Annotated in this window: 18 protein-coding genes; 13 read left to right on the top strand and 5 right to left on the bottom strand. The window is 50.7% G+C overall.

Going from position 1 to position 17,881, the window contains the following annotated elements:
* Positions 1 to 143: 143 nt before the first annotated feature.
* The 4 genes from ftsY to rpoH all read left to right on the top strand — a co-directional run bounded on the left by ftsY (position 144) and on the right by rpoH (position 4,876).
* On the top strand, positions 144 to 2,012 hold the full coding sequence (ftsY, locus tag KD147_RS11050) for a signal recognition particle-docking protein FtsY (RefSeq protein WP_212547898.1): 1,869 nt from the start codon (positions 144 to 146) through the stop codon (positions 2,010 to 2,012).
* A gap of 42 nt (positions 2,013 to 2,054) precedes the next feature.
* Positions 2,055 to 2,735, top strand: a complete 681-nt coding sequence (gene ftsE, locus KD147_RS11045) for a cell division ATP-binding protein FtsE (protein ID WP_105255804.1) — start codon at positions 2,055 to 2,057, stop codon at positions 2,733 to 2,735.
* The gene (gene ftsX / locus KD147_RS11040) at positions 2,732 to 3,718 is read left to right on the top strand and encodes a permease-like cell division protein FtsX (RefSeq protein ID WP_105255803.1); all 987 of its coding nucleotides are present in this window, start codon (positions 2,732 to 2,734) and stop codon (positions 3,716 to 3,718) included. Before ftsE ends, ftsX begins: the two co-directional genes overlap by 4 nt.
* A 294-nt stretch (positions 3,719 to 4,012) precedes the next feature.
* A complete protein-coding gene (rpoH, locus tag KD147_RS11035) occupies positions 4,013 to 4,876 on the top strand; it encodes an RNA polymerase sigma factor RpoH (protein ID WP_212547897.1) in 864 nt (287 codons plus the stop codon).
* Positions 4,877 to 4,946: 70 nt separating this feature from the next.
* Here rpoH and ispB read toward each other — a convergent pair whose 3' ends face one another.
* Positions 4,947 to 5,918: an octaprenyl diphosphate synthase gene (gene ispB, locus KD147_RS11030; protein ID WP_105255801.1), complete on the bottom strand. Its 972-nt coding sequence runs from the start codon at positions 5,916 to 5,918 to the stop codon at positions 4,947 to 4,949.
* Between the two features lie 342 nt (positions 5,919 to 6,260).
* Here ispB and rplU point away from each other — a divergent pair, with 342 nt between their 5' ends.
* The 8 genes from rplU (at position 6,261) to KD147_RS10990 (ending at position 11,893) form a co-directional block, all read left to right on the top strand.
* A complete protein-coding gene (gene rplU, locus KD147_RS11025) occupies positions 6,261 to 6,572 on the top strand; it encodes a 50S ribosomal protein L21 (RefSeq protein ID WP_105199571.1) in 312 nt (103 codons plus the stop codon).
* A 17-nt stretch (positions 6,573 to 6,589) separates the two neighbouring features.
* Positions 6,590 to 6,847, top strand: coding sequence for a 50S ribosomal protein L27 (gene rpmA / locus KD147_RS11020; RefSeq protein WP_105188290.1), 258 nt, complete (start codon positions 6,590 to 6,592; stop codon positions 6,845 to 6,847).
* A 174-nt stretch (positions 6,848 to 7,021) separates the two neighbouring features.
* Positions 7,022 to 8,182, top strand: coding sequence for an Obg family GTPase CgtA (gene cgtA / locus KD147_RS11015; protein WP_212547896.1), 1,161 nt, complete (start codon positions 7,022 to 7,024; stop codon positions 8,180 to 8,182).
* Positions 8,183 to 8,246: 64 nt separating this feature from the next.
* Positions 8,247 to 8,726: a type 3 dihydrofolate reductase gene (gene folA, locus KD147_RS11010; RefSeq protein WP_105255890.1), complete on the top strand. Its 480-nt coding sequence runs from the start codon at positions 8,247 to 8,249 to the stop codon at positions 8,724 to 8,726.
* 78 nt (positions 8,727 to 8,804) lie between these two features.
* Positions 8,805 to 9,179, top strand: coding sequence for a DUF3718 domain-containing protein (locus KD147_RS11005; protein ID WP_212547895.1), 375 nt, complete (start codon positions 8,805 to 8,807; stop codon positions 9,177 to 9,179).
* A 155-nt stretch (positions 9,180 to 9,334) separates the two neighbouring features.
* A complete protein-coding gene (upp, locus tag KD147_RS11000; protein WP_105255798.1) occupies positions 9,335 to 9,964 on the top strand; it encodes a uracil phosphoribosyltransferase in 630 nt (209 codons plus the stop codon).
* Entirely contained in the window at positions 9,964 to 11,208 is a 1,245-nt protein-coding gene (locus KD147_RS10995; RefSeq protein ID WP_212547894.1) for a uracil-xanthine permease family protein, read from the top strand. Before upp ends, KD147_RS10995 begins: the two co-directional genes overlap by 1 nt.
* 124 nt (positions 11,209 to 11,332) lie before the next feature.
* On the top strand, positions 11,333 to 11,893 hold the full coding sequence (locus KD147_RS10990) for a phosphoribosyltransferase (RefSeq protein WP_105188285.1): 561 nt from the start codon (positions 11,333 to 11,335) through the stop codon (positions 11,891 to 11,893).
* Positions 11,894 to 12,016: 123 nt separating this feature from the next.
* On the opposite strand, the gene KD147_RS10985 is transcribed toward KD147_RS10990, so the two are convergent.
* Positions 12,017 to 12,667 (bottom strand): Crp/Fnr family transcriptional regulator, encoded by a 651-nt coding sequence (locus tag KD147_RS10985; protein ID WP_105188284.1) that lies wholly within the window; start codon positions 12,665 to 12,667, stop codon positions 12,017 to 12,019.
* A 257-nt stretch (positions 12,668 to 12,924) separates the two neighbouring features.
* Between KD147_RS10985 and KD147_RS10980 the strand changes: the two genes are divergently transcribed.
* Entirely contained in the window at positions 12,925 to 13,164 is a 240-nt protein-coding gene (locus KD147_RS10980) for a YgjV family protein (RefSeq protein WP_105255796.1), read from the top strand.
* Here the strand turns inward: KD147_RS10980 and KD147_RS10975 are convergent.
* The 3 genes from KD147_RS10975 to KD147_RS10965 form a co-directional block, all read right to left on the bottom strand.
* The gene (locus tag KD147_RS10975; protein ID WP_212547893.1) at positions 13,134 to 14,798 is read right to left on the bottom strand and encodes an amidohydrolase; all 1,665 of its coding nucleotides are present in this window, start codon (positions 14,796 to 14,798) and stop codon (positions 13,134 to 13,136) included. The genes KD147_RS10980 and KD147_RS10975 overlap by 31 nt on opposite strands.
* Positions 14,799 to 14,941: 143 nt before the next feature.
* The gene (locus KD147_RS10970; RefSeq protein WP_212547892.1) at positions 14,942 to 16,957 is read right to left on the bottom strand and encodes a methyl-accepting chemotaxis protein; all 2,016 of its coding nucleotides are present in this window, start codon (positions 16,955 to 16,957) and stop codon (positions 14,942 to 14,944) included.
* Positions 16,958 to 17,063: 106 nt separating this feature from the next.
* Positions 17,064 to 17,879: a symmetrical bis(5'-nucleosyl)-tetraphosphatase gene (locus tag KD147_RS10965; RefSeq protein ID WP_212547891.1), complete on the bottom strand. Its 816-nt coding sequence runs from the start codon at positions 17,877 to 17,879 to the stop codon at positions 17,064 to 17,066.
* Positions 17,880 to 17,881: the final 2 nt, after the last annotated feature.

The raw sequence follows: 17,881 nt of genomic DNA, 5'->3' as shown, positions 1-17,881 counted from the left end.
GAAAATGATAATATAACGCGCAATTATAAATAATATTTGTCGCTAGCAACAGCGGCCCGAGTGGGGGCGGTCGATACCTGCGGGTTGATACCTGTGCGCTAGACCCATGGCCCACGTCAATATTGAGTTTACGGTTTCAGATTATGGCTAAAAAAAGTAAGTTTCTGTCTTGGTTCGGTTTAGGCAAAAAAGATAAGCAGGAACAGCAAGAGCAGGAGCTAGAGCAACAGCGTCTAGCCGAAGAGCGTGCAGAGCAGGAACGTTTAGTTGCGGAACAGGAAGCACGTGAAAAAGCGGAGCAGGAACGTTTAGCGGCCGAGCAAGCGGCTCAAGAGCAAGCTGAGCAGGAACGTCTGGCTGCCGAACTAGAAGCACGTGAAAAAGCAGAGCAAGAACGTCTGGCTGCCGAGCAGGCGGCGCGTGAGAAAGCCGAGCAAGAGCGTTTAGCGGCCGAGCAAGCGGCTCAAGAGCAAGCTGAGCAAGAGCGTTTGGCTGCCGAACAGGCGGTGCGCGAAAAAGCTGAGCAGGAACGTTTAGCGGCCGAACAAGCGGCCCAAGAGAAAGCAGAGCAGGAGCGTCTGGCTGCGGAACAAGCGGCTCAAGAGAAAGCAGAGCAAGAACGTTTAGCGGCCGAGCAAGCGGCTCAAGAGAAAGCCGAGCAGGAACGTTTAGCAGCGGAACAGGCTGCTCGTGAAAAAGCAGAGCAGGAGCGTTTAGCGGCCGAACAAGCGGCTCAAGAGCAAGCTGAGCGGGAGCGTCTGGCTGCCGAACAAGCGGCTCAAGAGCAAGCTGAGCAAGAGCGTTTGGCTGCCGAACAAGCGGCTCAAGAGAAAGCGGAGCAAGAGCGTCTGGCTGCCGAAAAAGCGGCTCAAGAGCAAGCTGAGCAAGAGCGTCTGGCTGCCGAACAAGCGGCTCAAGAGCAAGCGGAACAGGAACGTCTTGCTGCGGAACAAGCGGCTCAAGAGCAAGCTGAGCAAGAGCGTTTGGCTGCCGAACAAGCGGCTCAAGAGCAAGCTGAGCGGGAACGTCTTGCTGCCGAACAAGCGGCTCAAGAGCAAGCTGAGCAAGAAGAGGCTGAGGAACCGAAAAAGTCGGGCTTTTTCTCTCGCCTTAAAAAAGGTCTATTAAAAACCAAATCGAATATTGGCTCCGGCTTTGCATCCTTATTCGCCGGCAAGAAAATCGACGACGACTTGTTTGAAGAACTGGAAACCCAGCTGCTTACCGCGGATGTGGGTGTCGATACCACGGTAAAACTGATTGATAATTTGACCGATGCCGCCGATCGTAAGCAGTTAAAAGACGGTGACGCCCTGTATGAACTATTGAAGCAGGAAATGGCCGATATGCTGGCCAGTGCCGAACAGCCGTTAGATGTTGAGAAAAAAGACGGTCCCTTCGTGATCTTGATGGTGGGCGTCAATGGTGTGGGTAAAACTACCACCATAGGCAAGTTGGCAAAGCAGTACCAGCAGCAAGGTAAATCCGTAATGCTGGCCGCTGGTGATACCTTCCGTGCTGCCGCCGTTGAGCAGTTGCAGGTTTGGGGCGAGCGCAATGATATTCCGGTGATTGCTCAGCATACCGGTGCCGACAGCGCGTCTGTGGTATTCGATGCTTTCCAGGCAGCCAAGGCCCGTAATGTTGATGTTCTTATCGCCGATACCGCCGGACGCTTACAGAATAAAGACAACCTGATGCAAGAGCTGGAAAAAATTGCTCGGGTAATGAAGAAGATAGATGCCGATGCCCCCCATGAGGTGATGTTGACCATAGATGCGGGTACGGGTCAAAATGCCATTAGCCAGGTGAAGTTATTTGACCAGGCGGTGGGCTTAACCGGTATTACTCTGACCAAACTGGATGGCACCGCCAAGGGTGGCGTGATCTTTGCGATCGCCAATCAATTCAAAACACCGATTCGTTATATAGGTGTGGGTGAGGGCATCGACGACCTTCGTACCTTCAACAGCAATGACTTTATTGAGGCACTTTTTAGCGGTGAGCAATAACGGCCAGCAGTAGCGGCTAGTACAAATTGGGACATAATAATAATGATAAAATTCCAAGATGTGAGTAAAACCTATCCTGGCGGCCACTTAGCCCTGGAGAAGGTAAGCTTTCATATAAAAAAGGGAGAGCTTGCCTTTTTAACCGGTCACAGTGGTGCCGGTAAAAGTACGCTGTTAAAACTGATCAGCCTGATGGAGCGTCCTTCAGCGGGCAGTGTGGCTATTAACGGCGTCGACCTGAGTGCCATTAAGCAGCAGCAAATTCCCTATGTGCGCCGCGATATTGGCATTATTTTCCAGAATCATCGCTTATTAGACAGATACTCAGTCTTTGATAACGTCGCCTTGCCGCTGGTTATCGAAGGCGCGCACCGAAAGCAAATCGAAAAACGCGTGTCGGCGGCACTGGAAAAGGTAGGGTTAGGGGATAAAGCCCGATGTAATCCACTGACCTTGTCCGGTGGTGAGCAGCAGCGGGTTGGTATCGCCCGTGCCATCGTTAATTCTCCCCCTGTATTACTGGCCGACGAGCCGACCGGTAACCTGGACCCTGAGCTCTCGATGGAAATTCTCAAATTATTTGAAGACTTTAATAAGCACGGCACCTCGGTACTGATCGCCACCCATGATCTTGGCCTTATTGCCCGCATGAAATACCGTAGCCTTACGCTGAAAAATGGCCGCCTGCTTAGCGACCCCTTAGCGCCGGAGGCAAGAATATGAGTTTATTGTTTAAAGGCCGTAAAACCGAGTATCAACGCACCGGCCACTCCTTTTTTACCCGTTGGTATTTTAGTCTCTTTAATACCATTCGTCAGGGCATCCAAAGCCTAGGTGAAATGTGGCGCACGCCGGCGGCGTCTATGATGACCATTTTGGTATTGGGCTTAAGCCTTACCTTACCCTCCACCTTATACCTGGTGGTAAAAAATGTGCAGAAGGTCAGCAGTGGTTTTGATAATGCCGCGGAGATTTCCTTATTTGTAAAGCAGGAGATGTCGGCGCAACAGGTGCAAACCCTAGTAAAGCGCCTGGCGTTATTCAGCGAAGTGGAAGACGTGCGCTTGATCAGTAAAACCCAGGCTCTGGAAGAATTTAAACAGGTATCGGGCTTTGCCAATGCCCTGGATTATCTCGATGCCAACCCGCTTCCTGATGTGGTCCTGGTCACTCCCACCGAACGTCATCGTCAACCTGAGGCGGCAAAAGCGTTATTACGCAAGTTGCAGCAAGAGCGCGAAGTCGATTTTGGTAAGCTCGATATAGAGTGGCTGGAGCGACTCAATGCCATTCTTAACTTGCTTAAGGAAAGTGTGATCACCATCGCCGCCTTATTATTGACCTCGGTGATCTTGATCATAGGTAACACCATACGTCTATCTATCATGGATAAACGCAGTGAAATTCAGGTGATGAAGCTGGTCGGTGCCACCAATGGCTTTATTCAGGCACCCTTTTTATGGACAGGTATCTGGTATGGAGTGGTCGGTGGCTTTGTAGCACTGATCTGTAATCTGCTAATGATGTGGTGGCTGGAGTCGGCAGTGGCGCAGGTAACCGGCATCTATCAATCCAGCTTTATATTGCAAGGGCTTAGCGCCGATGAGTTCATTACCCTTATTGGCCTGGCCGTGATACTTGGCTTCAGCGGCTCTTACCTGTCGGTACGCCGCTATATTAAAGAAATCGAACCGGATAAGGTTTAATCACTTCTGTAGTCGTTAGCCATGGTTGTTAAGCCTGCTAACGACTGCTAAAGTTCACTCAATGTTCACTGCCTGCACGCTAGATTTTCTTCGCCTAAACTTTCACTGTTATCAAATTGTCATATTTTAAATTGGCGATAAAAGGTAATTAATTCAATAAAAACAGTGTTTTAGTTTGGTTTTTTCGATCTTTGAGAACTTCTTGATAAGCGCGCGGTCAAAGGTTACAATGCTTTAGCACTCTCGCTAAAAGAGTGCTAAATTTAGATGAAGATTTATCATCCGAGGTGAATAATGAGCACAAATTTAAATGCACTAGCATTACCGGTAAGCCAACAAAGCGCGAGCATCGAAGGATATTTGCAGGCTGTTAGCACCATTCCCATGCTCGAGGCCGAGGAAGAGCGCCGTTTGGCTACCAGGCTTCAGGATGAGGGTGACCTAAGTGCTGCTAAGCAGTTGATCATGTCGCATCTGCGTTTCGTTGCGCACATTGCTAAGAGCTACAGCGGCTACGGTTTGCCACAGGCGGATCTGATTCAAGAAGGTAATATCGGTCTGATGAAGGCGGTAAAACGTTTCGACCCGAGTGTCGGCGTACGCTTGGTATCATTTGCTGTGCATTGGATTAAGGCCGAAATTCACGAATATGTATTAAAGAACTGGCGTATCGTTAAGGTGGCCACCACCAAAGCGCAGCGTAAATTGTTCTTTAACCTACGCAAGAATAAAAAGCGTCTTGGTTGGTTTAACCAAGAAGAAGTGACCACTGTGGCTAATGAGCTGGGTGTGAGCGAAAAAGAAGTCCGTGAGATGGAGTCGCGTATGAGCGGCCAGGATATGGGCTTTGATCTGACCAATGATGAAGACGATAGCAGCGTTGGCCAGAGCTATTCACCGGTTCAATACCTGACGGACAACAGCTCGGATTTAGCCGAGTCGGTGGAGCAGGAGCAGTGGCAAGAACAGTCGCATACGCGCTTATTCTCGGCGCTAAAAACCCTGGACGAACGCTCACAAGACATAGTGTCATCGCGTTGGTTGGTCGATGAAAAGGCGACGCTACAAGAGCTGGCTGAAAAGTATCAGGTTTCTGCGGAGCGTGTTCGTCAGCTTGAGAAAAGCGCGATGAAGAAATTACAAAACGCCATGGCATAAGTGTTCTGCCAATGAAGTCATAAAAAAGGCCAGCAGTTGCTGGCCTTTTTCGTTGTTAGTCTAACCAAGCCTAGTGATCGCGTTTAACGGCAATGTTGGCCAGTGCTACTAAGGCGTCTTTAAACTCACTGGCGGCCATAAAGTCGAGCGCGGCAATGGCTTTATCGGCTTCTTGCTGAGCACGCTCCATGGTGAACTCCAGGGCCTTGGTTTGTGCCAAGGTGGTAAGAATGTCGTCAAGATGATCTAAACCATTGCCCTGTTCAATAGCGGTGCGAATTTGCTCGACCTGAGCCGGCTCGGCCTGGGTCATTGCATAAATTAGGGGCAGTGTGGGCTTGCCTTCGGCGAGGTCGTCACCAATGTTTTTGCCCAGGGTTTCGGCATCGGCACTGTAATCGAGCACATCGTCTACCAATTGGAAGGCGGTGCCCAGGTGCATACCGTAGAGGCGCAGGGCTTCTTCGACATCGGCATCTTGCTCGGTGATCACCGCGGCTAACTGAGTCGCGGCCTCAAACAGCTTGGCTGTTTTCGAGTAAATCACCTGCATATAACTTTGCTCTGTGGTGTCCGGGTCGTTGCAGTTCATCAACTGCAACACTTCGCCTTCGGCAATCACATTGGTGGCATCGGCGAGGATATCCATGATGCGCATTTGCCCAAGACCGACCATCAACTGAAATGAGCGGGTGTAGATGAAGTCGCCCACCAGGACGCTGGCGGCATTACCGAATTCGGCATTGGCCGTTGGTTCGCCACGGCGTAGCGCCGACTCATCGACCACATCGTCGTGCAACAGGGTAGCGGTGTGAATAAACTCCACTATGGTTGCTAAAGTAATGTGTTTATCACCTTGATAACCCAGTGCGCGAGCCGCCAATAGGGCGAGCATAGGTCTAACACGCTTGCCACCGCTGTTGACTATATAGAGGCCAAGCTGATTGACCAGAGCAACATCAGATTGCATCTGCGCATATATTAACTGGTTGACGCTGTTCATATCGTCAGCGATAAGCGTCTGGATAGCCTTTATATCCATTTAACTCCGTGCCACGTCGTTTGTCCGAGGAAATGCGCCGAGAATTGTACATTAATTTTGGCTTCAGCTCGACACTTTCCCCATAAAGGGGCTTTTTTATTGGCTAGGTAGCAAAAAAACGACCAAAGGCAAATTAATTGCTTAAAAAGTGCGTAATGAACTTGGCAAGCGGCCAAAAAAGGATAAAATAGGGAAAATTTTTTCATGTCCTCATCGGCGCCATTTTTTCAAATAATTTATTGAAAAAGACGCTTGTCAAGAAGGGTGTTTTAGCGTAGACTTCGCGCCCTATTGAAGAATATTTAGTTGCGTCGATTTGAGGGCGCACAGACGGAGTTAATTATGTACGCGGTTTTCCAAAGTGGTGGTAAACAGCACCGTGTGACTGAAGGTCAAACGATTCGTCTAGAGAAGCTAGACGTTGAAACTGGTGCAGCAGTTGAATTTGACACAGTACTTTTAGTTGCTAATGGTGAGAAAATCGAGATCGGTACCCCGTTCGTAAACGGTGGTAAAGTAACAGCTGAGGTTGTTTCTCACGGTCGTGGCGAGAAAGTGAAGATTGTTAAATTTAGACGTCGTAAGCATTCTCGTAAGCAGATGGGCCACCGTCAGTGGTTCACTGAAGTTAAAATCACTGGCATTAGCGCTTAATTTAGAGGTACAGAAAGATGGCACATAAGAAGGCAGCTGGTAGTACTCGTAACGGTCGCGATTCAGAAAGTAAACGCCTAGGTGTTAAGCGTTTCGGTGGTGAATCTGTACTAGCGGGTAACATCATTGTTCGTCAACGTGGTACTAAGTTCCACGCTGGCTCAAACGTAGGCATGGGTAAAGACCACACTCTATTTGCAACTGCAAATGGTAAAGTTCAGTTTGAACAGAAAGGTCCTTTGAACCGTAAATACGTGAGCATCGTAGCTGAATAATCAGCATACAGACTTACTGAAAAACCCCGCTCTTGCGGGGTTTTTTGTTTTCAATTGCACGGGCTCTGCCTACGAGCTTTAGTTCTGCTATCTAATCGCATTGTTAGTGAGCATTAATCAAAAGCAATTGATATAATAGAAACATTCAATCGCAGATCCGCTAAGTGAAAAATCATGAAATTTGTTGATGAAGTCGAAATCCGCGCAGAAGCCGGCGACGGCGGCAGTGGCGTAGTCTCCTTTCGCCGCGAAAAATACGTACCCGATGGCGGCCCGGATGGCGGCGATGGCGGTGACGGCGGCAGTGTCTATCTTGAGGCCGACGAAAACCTCAATACCCTGATCGATTACCAATTTGAGCGCTTTCATCGCGCCGAACGTGGTACCAATGGTCAAAGCCGTAACTGTACCGGTAAGAAAGGCGCTGATTTAATCCTCAAGGTGCCGGTTGGTACACGCGTAACCGACGTCGACACCGAAGAATCCTTGGGTGATTTAACCAAGCATGGGCAGAAGCTGATCGTCGCTAAGGGCGGCTTCCATGGTCTAGGTAATACCCGCTTTAAGTCCAGTACTAACCGTGCGCCGCGTCAGAAGACCCTAGGCACACCGGGTGAGGTGCGTAACCTTAAACTGGAATTGATGTTGCTAGCGGATGTGGGCCTATTAGGTTTGCCTAACGCCGGTAAGTCGACCTTTATTCGCAGCGTATCGGCGGCCAAACCTAAGGTGGCAGACTACCCATTCACCACCTTGGTACCTAACCTGGGCGTGGTGCGTCCGGCTTCGGGTCAGTCATTTGTTATCGCCGATATCCCGGGATTAATCGAAGGCGCATCCGACGGCGCTGGCCTGGGCATTCGCTTCTTGAAGCATCTGGAGCGTTGTCGTGTGTTATTACACGTTATCGATGTGCTGCCAATCGATGGTTCAGATCCGGTCGATAATGCCTTTGCAATTGTTAATGAGCTGCATCAGTACAGCCCGAAACTGGCAGATAAGCCGCGCTGGTTGGTATTTAACAAAATCGACCTGCTTCCCGAGGATGAAGTCGAGGAAACCTGTGCTCGTATCGCTGAAGAGTTGGGTGTTGAGCAGGATATCTATAAAATCAGTGCCGCGAGTAAATTGAATACTCAGGAACTGTGTCAGGATATCATGCAGTTGCTTGAATCCATGCCGAAAGACAAGTTCGAGCAGCACCAAGAGCAAGAAGAAGTCGAATTTAAGTGGGATACCTATCACCGTCACGCAACGAAAGACAATGACAACGACGATGATTGGGACGATTGGGATGATGACGACTATGATGTCGAGGTCATCTACGAACGTTAATGTATTACCTTAAGGGCGCTTGCGCCCTTTTTTATGAGTAAAGGAATCAGCAGTGAAAATCTCCATGATAGCGGCGATGGCCCATAACCGAGTGATAGGCAAAGACAATGATATGCCTTGGCACTTGCCCGCCGACCTGAAGCATTTTAAACAAGTGACCCTAGGGAAACCCGTTATTATGGGCCGAAAAACCCTGGAGTCTATCGGTCGCGCACTGCCGGGACGCCGCAATATAGTGATCAGCCGTAATGGCGACTATCAATTTGCCGGCGCCGAAACGGCCACCTCGGTTGAACAGGCGTTGAGTATGGTAGAAGGGGTTGAAGAGGTGATGATTATCGGCGGCGGTAATATCTACAGTCAATGTTTGCCCTTGTGCCACACCCTTTATTTAACCTTTATCGATTTGGATGTCTCCGGCGATACTTGTTTTCCAGACTATGAAGCCGTAGGGCCTTGGCACTGTATAGAGCGTGAACAGCATGGTCAGGATGAGACGAATCCACATAATTATGAGTTCGTCACGCTTAGTAAGGAAGTGTGAGCTAATTGCTAAATATTGCCCCGATTGGTAAACTATTTGTCTACTTTGTAATAAAAAAGTATTAAAAGGGTGCAACTAATGAAATTATTAACTGGGGTAATCGCAACGGCCATATTGGCCGGCTCGGCGTTTTATACGGCGCCAGCCAGTGCCAATGAACGACTCGCCGTAACCATCTGCGAATACATTGCCGCCAATGATAAAAACCGCCTGCGCAAAACCTTGCGTAGTGCACGTATTAAGCTTCGTGATGTTAGCGACAGCGTGCAATGTAATGGCAATAACCTGGTACGTCACGCCGTAGCAAGTCAGGCGGTGGATACCGGCGAATACATCATCAAGAGCCTGCCCAAGAGTGCACTTGAAGATGGCGCCGACCTTAACTGGGCAACAAGCAATGGCTATGGGGATTCGCCGCTTATTGCCGTGTTAAAAGAACGCGCGGGTTTATAATACCGATTGAATTATTGCTATAGATGCAAAATTCGCTAAAAAAGCACAAAAACCACGGTTCTTACCGTGGTTTTTTTGTTTTTGCTTTTAAATCTAATTCAGTTCGCGCCCTATACTGGTTAAAATAGCGCAAATTTCTCCAACTAGGTCTTTCTATGGCAATTCACGTAATTGATCACCCTTTAGTACAACACAAACTAGGTTTAATGCGTCAGCAAGGCATTAGCACTAAAAGTTTTCGCGAGCTCGCTTCGGAAGTCGGCACCTTGCTGACCTACGAAGCAACGAAAACGCTTGAGCTGGCGGATACCGCAATCACGGGTTGGCAGGGAAATGAGCTAACCGTTAAAAGTATTAAAGGGAAGAAGATTACCGTGGTGCCAATTTTGCGTGCGGGTCTGGGTATGCTTGACGGTGTGATGCACCTGATCCCCGGCGCCAAGGTCAGCGTTGTTGGTCTTGAGCGTAACGAAGAAACGCTAGAGCCAGTTCCCTATTTTGAAAAATTGGTAGGCAATATCGATGAGCGCTTAAGCCTGGTTATCGATCCTATGCTGGCCACCGGTGGTTCTATGATAGCTACGCTGGATATGCTTAAAAAGGCTGGCTGTAAGCAAATCAAGGTGATTGTCCTGGTGGCGGCGCCGGAAGGCATAGAGAAAACCGTAGCAGCGCACCCGGATGTGGATATTTATACCGCCTCATTAGACAGCCATTTAAATGAAAAAGGATACATAGTGCCAGGACTGGGCGATGCCGGCGATAAGATCTTCGGTACCGTTTAATGAGTGCATTTTTATCCCCTAAGACCATGATCACCGGCGCGCAAATGCTCTTTGTCGCCTTTGGCGCCCTGGTCTTGGTGCCCTTGTTAACCGGGCTAGATGCCAATGTCGCGCTCTTTACCGCGGGTCTAGGCACCTTGGCATTTCAATGGATCACGCGGGGCCAGGTACCTGTATTTTTGGCCTCATCCTTTGCCTTTATTGCTCCCATTATCGCCTGTAATCAGTTGTACGGCAGTGCCGCGACCATGGGCGCGCTGATGGCCGCCGGTGGCGCTTACATGCTGCTGGCTGTGATGGTGCGCTTAAAGGGCACGGACATGCTGCACAAGGTGTTACCGCCCGTGGTGGTTGGTCCGGTGATCATGGTGATTGGCCTGGCCTTGGCGCCGGTGGCGGTGAACATGGCCATGGGTAAAAGCGGCGATGGCACGGCACAATTGGTTGCCTACCATGATGCGGTGTGGATCTCCATGTCGGCACTGGTTGCCACCTTAGTGGTTTCGGTGTTTGGCGGCGGTATTTGGCGTTTGGTGCCGATTCTCGCTGGGGTGATCACCGGGTATCTGTGTGCCCTGGCGTTTGGTGTGGTCGATTTTAGCGCGGTGCAACAGGCTTCCTGGCTTGCGGCGCCGGCCTTTAGCGCACCTGAGTTTAAGTGGCAGGCCATTGCCTTTATGATCCCGGTGGCCGTGGCACCGGCCATCGAGCACATTGGCGACATGATGGCGATTAGTAACGTCACCGGTAAGGACTTTTTGAAAAAGCCCGGGCTGCATCGTACCCTGATGGGAGATGGGGTCGCCACCACCTTGGCAGCCAGCGTTGGCGGTCCCCCCAATACCACTTACTCGGAGGTAACCGGGGCGGTGATGCTGACGAAAAACTTCAATCCCAGAGTGATGACCTGGACCGCCATTATCGCCGTGGTACTGGCCTTTATCGGCAAGATGGGTGCGGGACTGCAAACCATTCCTGTGCCAGTGATGGGCGGCATTATGATCCTGCTTTTCGGCTCCATTGCCGTGGTGGGCTTAAAGACCCTGATGAAGGCGGATTTGGATGTGAGCGCACCGCGCAATCTGGTGATCATCGCCTTAATTTTAGTCTTCGGAATTGGCGGCATGCAGATAGGCGGCAACGAATTTGCCCTACAAGGGGTTAGCCTCTGTGCCATCTTTGGCATACTACTAAATTTGTCGTTGCCCGAGCATCACCCAGAAACGGAACAAAATGACGGCTAGGGTTAATCGCCTAGAGCATTCGTTCCATAAATAAGTTAGAATCTGCCGCCTTTAGTCTTTCAAGATCATGGCGGCAGAGTGCAGTTGCTGGCACTATCGCCATTTAATTATTAGGGGCACTCCTATGTCAGATAAGCGTTATATTACCGCGCAACAGTTGCTGGAAGATTCATTCCGCGTCGCGGCACAAGTCTATGAAGATGGCTTTCGACCCGATTTCATCATTGGTATTTGGCGTGGCGGCGCACCCATAGGTATCGCCGTACAAGAGTACTATGACTACAAGGGCATAGACACAGATCATATCGCCGTGCGTACCTCGTCTTACTACGGTATTGGCAAGCAGTCGAAAGAGATCAAGGTGCATGGTCTGCACTACATCATTGAAAATGCCAACGCCAATAACTCGCTGTTGATCGTTGACGATGTATTCGACTCGGGCCGCAGTATTTACGCACTAAAGGAAAAGTTGGCCGAACTGATGCGTTTAAACCTGCCTCAGGATATTCGCGTGGCTTGTCCTTATTACAAGCCGAAGAACACTAAGGTGCCGATGAAGCCGGACTACTACATCCACGACTCAGATGAGTGGTTGGTGTTCCCGCATGAATTATCGGGTTTGACGCCTGAAGAGTTGCAAGAAGGTAAGTCTGACCTTGCCAACATTAAAGATTTGTTTGTGTAACAAGCAAAGAGATATATGAAAAAGCAGCCTCGGCTGCTTTTTTTATGCTTATACCAATTCTGTTAAATATGTGAGCATGATATTTAGCCCGCTAGAATGATTAGCTATTTAAGTGAATTGGTATTAGATAAAGCTGTCGACAAAGGCCGAGAGGGCGGGAATGTCGATGGCTTGCAAGCCCTCTTTTGAGCGTACGATCAGGCCCCGGTCGACCAGCTCGGTTACCACCCGGCGGTAGGCACGCTCCGTGGTGGCAAAACGCTCCGCTTCGGCACTCACCGTAGGGTAGGCACGCAACAAGGTCGGGTTGGTGTTTTGGGCCCGCATCAGGCAGTCCTTGGCAATGTTATAGCTCAGGGGCAACAGCAGTTTGTCGAGGTTAACCTTTTGGTTCTCCTGAAACTTAGCGGCAATGGTCTGCGCCGTATACAGGCTCAACTGCGGGTTAGCCAACAATACCTGGCGCCAATGTTTTAGTTCGATCAGGTTATAGCTGACATCGCTAAAGCAGGTGACGGTATAGATGCAGGGCTGGTTATTCAATGCCTCAATTTCACCGATCAAGGTGTTGTTACAATCAAGCTGGCCAAGCAAAAGACGGCGGCCGTTACCCACATCATAACTAAAAGACACAGTACCGCTGCGAACCAGCACTAACTTTTGTAGCGGTTGATCCTGGTGCAGCAAGACTTCTTTTTTCTCCTGCTGGTAATAACTACCGGCATAATTTAGAAGCTGCTCAACGAGATCCGTTGAAAAATGATACTGAAACATTGTCAAAGCCTGCTGGGACAATTGTCCTTTTTGTTACAACCATATGACGCTAGCATGAAGGTCTAACGTATTTTATGTCAATTTACACATTATAACCGGGTTGTTCCTTAGCATAACGATTCCCGTGTTTATTGTTCGGTTTATTACTCGGTGGTGTGAATTGACCTTTTTATTCTCTGTAATCGCCCTGTGGTGCATGCGAATCCTTGCCCTCACAGTGGTTTATCAATGCTAACGTAAAGCGAAGGAGAGGACAAATGGCGTGGGAATATTTAGGGTATTTTGCCTCGGCGCTGCTCGTCACCTCTTTAGCGATGAGCGATGTTTATAAGCTGCGTTGGTTCAATCTTGCCGGTTGTATCGCCTTTAGCTGTTATGGCTTGGCCATAGATGCCTGGCCGGTGGCGTTAACCAATGCCTTGCTGGCCTTGGTTAACCTCTACCACCTCTACAAGTTAAAGTTCAATCAAGGCGTCACCGAAGCGCTGCGCTCGTAGCGTTTTTCGCCGCCAAGCCAGGTTTGTAACACCTGGGTTTGCCAGATGTCCTGTACCGGGGCAGTCATAATATCGGTGTCGACCAGTATAAAGTCGGCCCATTTGCCTTTTTCCAAACTTCCAAGCTTAAACTCTTGATGGGCGCTATAGGCCGCATCCAAAGTAAAGGCGCGCAGTGCCTGCTCTCTGGTCAATAATTCCTGCGGGCGCCATCCGGCTTGCGGCTGACCTTGATGGTTCTGGCGGGTGATGGCGCTGTAAAGACCGTGGAAGGGATTGGCTAATTCCACCGGGAAATCGGAGCCGGCTGCGACCTTTGAGCCCTGCGCTAAAAATGTCTGCCAGGCATAGGCACCACTTAATTGTTGTTCGTTTAAGCGTAGCTCGGCCATATGCATATCCGAGGTGGCGTGCACCGGCTGCATGGAAGGAATAATTTTCAGCGTTTTAAAGCGGGGGATATCGCTCGGAGCGACGATTTGCGCATGCTCGATACGATTGCGCAGTAACTTGCCGCCGGTGCTTTTAAATACGCTTTCATAGGCGTTGAGTACATCGCGGTTGGCGCGATCGCCAATGGCATGGGTGTGAGCCGAGAAGCCATGGGCAAAACAGGTTTTGAAAATCTCTTCTAACTGTTCCTGGCTTTCCAGCATCAGGCCGCGATGGCCCTTGCGGTCGGCATAATCGTCAAGCAATGCCGCTCCGCGGGAGCCTAAAGCGCCATCGGCATAGACTTTAACGCTGCGAATGGAGAGCATGTCGTTGGCATCGCTAACCTTACCGGCTTTAAGCATGCTTACCAGTTGAGGATCGGCGGCGCTCAGCATGGCATAGATGCGCAGCGGTAAGTTATTTTGTGCGGCGCGTTGGCGGTACAGTTGCCAGGTGTCTTTGCTGATGCCGGCATCATGGGTACTGGTAATGCCGAGGCTAAGTAAATGGGCGCCGGCCTTGTCCAAGGCAGTGGACAGAGCCCGAGCATCGGCTTTGGGAATATGGGTGGTGATCAGGTTTTCAGCCTTGTCAATGAAGACCCCAGTCGCTTGTCCTTGGTCATTACGAATAATTTCGCCGCCCTCGGGGCTCGGCTCCGTGCCTTTAAGGCCTGCCAGTTCCATGGCTTTGGTATTAACCCAGATGGCATGACCATCAATGCGCGTTAGGACAACCGGGCGGTCGCTGACATATTTGTCCAAGTCCGCCGCCGTGGCAAAGCGTTTCGTTGGCCAGTTCTCCTGGTTCCAGCCACGGCCAATAATCCAATCCTGGGTTGATTGCGCCGCAAAGGCTTTTAGCTTCTCACCAATGTGCTCCACCGACTGGGTATCGCGCAAATCCAAGCGCATTAGGTTTTGACCTAAGCCAATCACATGGCCATGGGCATCGATCAACCCCGGCAGCAAGACCTTGCCTTGGGCATCGATGCGCTCGGCATCGGGGTAGCTCTTGGCTAGTTGCTGATCGCCGCGATTAAGCACGCGACCGTCTTTAATCACTAGGGTGCTAAAGTGGGCGAGCTCGCCATCCTGAGTTGGGGTATAGCCCTTGGCGTTGTACACCACAGTGGTGCCGGCCAGGGTGCTAAAGGGCACCAGCGTCGTTATCATTAGCGCAATAAGCTTGTTTTTCATGGATATTTTCCTCCTCGGCAGAAAAATGACTGTAGCAAATAAATATCCACAGCGACAACAAACACGATGCCTGTCAGCAGAGAAGGGATTAGGAGAAAATCGGGAGAGAGGAAGACCGGGCAGGCCGGTCTTCCGGTTGAGGTTTAAACCCTAAAGCCATCCACGGATAAACGCAGCTCTTCGGCCAATTTGGCGACCTCAGAACTGGACTCCGACGTTTGATTAGCGCCTTGAGCGGTTTGTTCGGCGATGGCTACGATCTGTTCCAGTCGTTCGCTGATCTCTTGGGAGACCTGGTGCTGCTCCATGGCCGCCGAGGAGATTTGATCGCTGACATCATGGGCGGTGGCCACCGCATGGGTAATGCAATCAAGAGCGGCGCTGGCGTGCTCGCTTTGCTCTACGCAAGACTCGGCCTGCAGGCGGCCCTTGGACATGGCTTCAACCGCGGCTTGTGCGCCGCTTTGCAGCGATTCGATCATGGTTTGAATTTCTTGTGTCGATTCCTGTGTCTTGCTCGCCAGCGAGCGCACTTCGTCGGCCACCACGGCAAACCCGCGACCTTGCTCGCCGGCCCGCGCCGCTTCGATGGCGGCGTTCAGCGCCAGCAGGTTGGTTTGTTCAGCGATACCGCGGATCACATCAAGAATGCCGCCGATGGAGGCGCTGTCTTGATGCAGCTGGTTGATCACTTGCGAAGCGTTATCCACTTCACAGGCCAGTTGCTCTATGGTGAGCTTATTCTGGTTAGAAATGCCCTTCACGCGATTGGCTTCGGCGTCGGCATTTTTAATTTCACTCAGTGCCTGTTGGGCACTGTCGTTCACCGCTTGCGAGGTGCTGCTCATTTCTGTGGTGGCGGTGGCCGCTTGTTCAACCTGGGCACGCTGGGACTCAATGGCCTGGCTCGACTCGCTGGTAATGGTTGAGGTTTGCTCCGACGCTGCCGCTAATTGTGTTGAGCGAGAGATAATGCTTTGGATCAGCGAGCGCAGGCTGTCGATAAGCGTATTGCAGCTTTGTGCCAGCTCGGCAAATTCGTCTTTGCCGCTGTCATCGAGGCGCTGAGTCATATCGCCGGAAGCGACGATATTAAGCACCCGGTTCACTTCGTCCAAGGGCTTAGTGATGCGGCTGACGGTAATAAAGGCAACGACGATGGCGATTAGAGTAGCAATAAGCATGCCCAGCCAGGTCCAGACGTTGGCCTTAGTTACATCGTTGCGTAACCCTTGTTGTTGTGTGGCCGCCAGCTCGTGAACCTGCTCAACCAGGGCCGCCAATGCGGCGATGGCCTTGCCGTTAGTGGTTTCCGAACCGTCGAGATTGGCCTTGGCTTGTGCCTGAGTCTGCAGCAAGGCCGCCTTGTTTTGCGCCAGAGAATTGTCGCCCTGTACCTGCTTACGGATGCTCGTCAGATAACCGTTCAAGTCATTGAATAGGCCTTCGTCCTTGGCGCTGACCTCCGCTGAGATCAGGGCCACAGAGCGCTCTAGCTCGGTCAGATAAAAGAGCTGATCATTTTTGACTATGTCCAGAGTTTGCAGGCTGTTGAGGGTTAATAGATCATTGCTGGTGGTGGTGATGGAGCCTAGGTGGTTTTCAATTTGTCGATTCGCTTCAAAGGCTCTGGGCGCCGATGCCTCCAAGCCGTCGAGGTCGGCAATGTCCAGGGTTACGGCGATGGCGTCTTCCACATTCAGATCTATGGTGTCGAACTGCTCGCGCAGTTGGCTGCTTAAGGTGAGGGCGCGTTCCTTTTGACTAAAGAGTTGAGCCACCTGAGCTTCCGACTCACCGTAGGTTTGCTTAACCTGTTTGGCGAGGGCGGCCAGTTTGGGCTGCTCGGTTACCACCTCTTGTAAGGTGTCCATGCTGGTGTGGAATTTCTGTTGTTGTTCCTGGTAGCTTTGCTTTAGTGCGCCAAGCTGGGTTAAATCTTCACTGTAATAGGCACCTAGAGCGGCCTTGCTCATGAGCGCAAATTCAACCTGTAACTCGGAGCTTTTTTCCAGCGCCGGGAGCGAGAGCTGGTTGACACTCTGCGTCGAGCTATCAATATTGGCTATACGAAACAGTGAGTTACCACCAATTGTTAGCAGTAACAAGGTGATGATAATAAAACCACCCCAGATACGTTGACTCACGGTAAGCTGCATACAAATTCCTAACTACATTGGACTATATAACTTATCGGCGACTGGCACGAAAAGTTGAGGGTTTTATAGCGAAAATGTAACAATTTTTACCGTGGAGCGCAGTTTATTACGATGAAAGGTAGGCTGGTATCGATACTTTGTTTTTATTTTTCAAATTCATAGCCGTCATGCTGCCACCCCAGACACAACCGGTGTCCAAGGCATGGATATGGGCTATTCCGGTATGGCCTTCGAGCGCCGCCCAGTGACCAAAGACAATATCAAAGTTCTCACCACCGCGATTTGGGTGTTTAAACCAGGGCATAAGCGGGCTCGCTTGGTGCGGCGCGCCCTTGTCGCTCAGGTTCAGTGCCCCTTGTTGGTCAACGAAGCGCATGCGGGTAAAGGCATTGATGGTATAGATAAACTTATCTAGTTCGTTTTTAGCCTCGGCCCACTGGCTCGGCGCATTTTGATACATGCGTTCAAAGTAGTAGGCTGCGTTTTCACCTTGGTAGCATTGTTCGGCAACACGGGCCTGTTGCAGCGCCTGGGTCAGCGACCATTGTGGTGACAGGCCGGCATGGCTTAACAGGATACGGCGTTTTTCCAGCCAGATGGCCAGGGGCTGGCGTTGTAAGAAGGCTAACAGCTGCTGACAATCCGGGGCCGCTAACAGGGTGGCGAGCTTATCCTTGGGATTGGCTGTTTTGCCCAGCGCCACGGTGGCGAGCAGATGCAGGTCGTGATTGCCCAGAGTAATGCTCACGGCGTGTTCCATGGCATGCAGGCGTCGCAAGCAGGCGAGGGAATCCGGGCCACGAGCAACGATGTCGCCAACGCAATAGAGATGATCTTTACTTGGATTGAAGTCGATGCGCTTTAGCAGCGCATCTAATTCTTGATAGCAACCCTGGATGTCGCCAAGTGCATACTGGGCCATGG

The sequence above is a fragment of the Pseudoalteromonas sp. BDTF-M6 genome, assembly GCF_018334135.1.
GTDB lineage: Bacteria > Pseudomonadota > Gammaproteobacteria > Enterobacterales > Alteromonadaceae > Pseudoalteromonas.
This window is presented reverse-complemented; position numbering and strand designations above follow the sequence as displayed.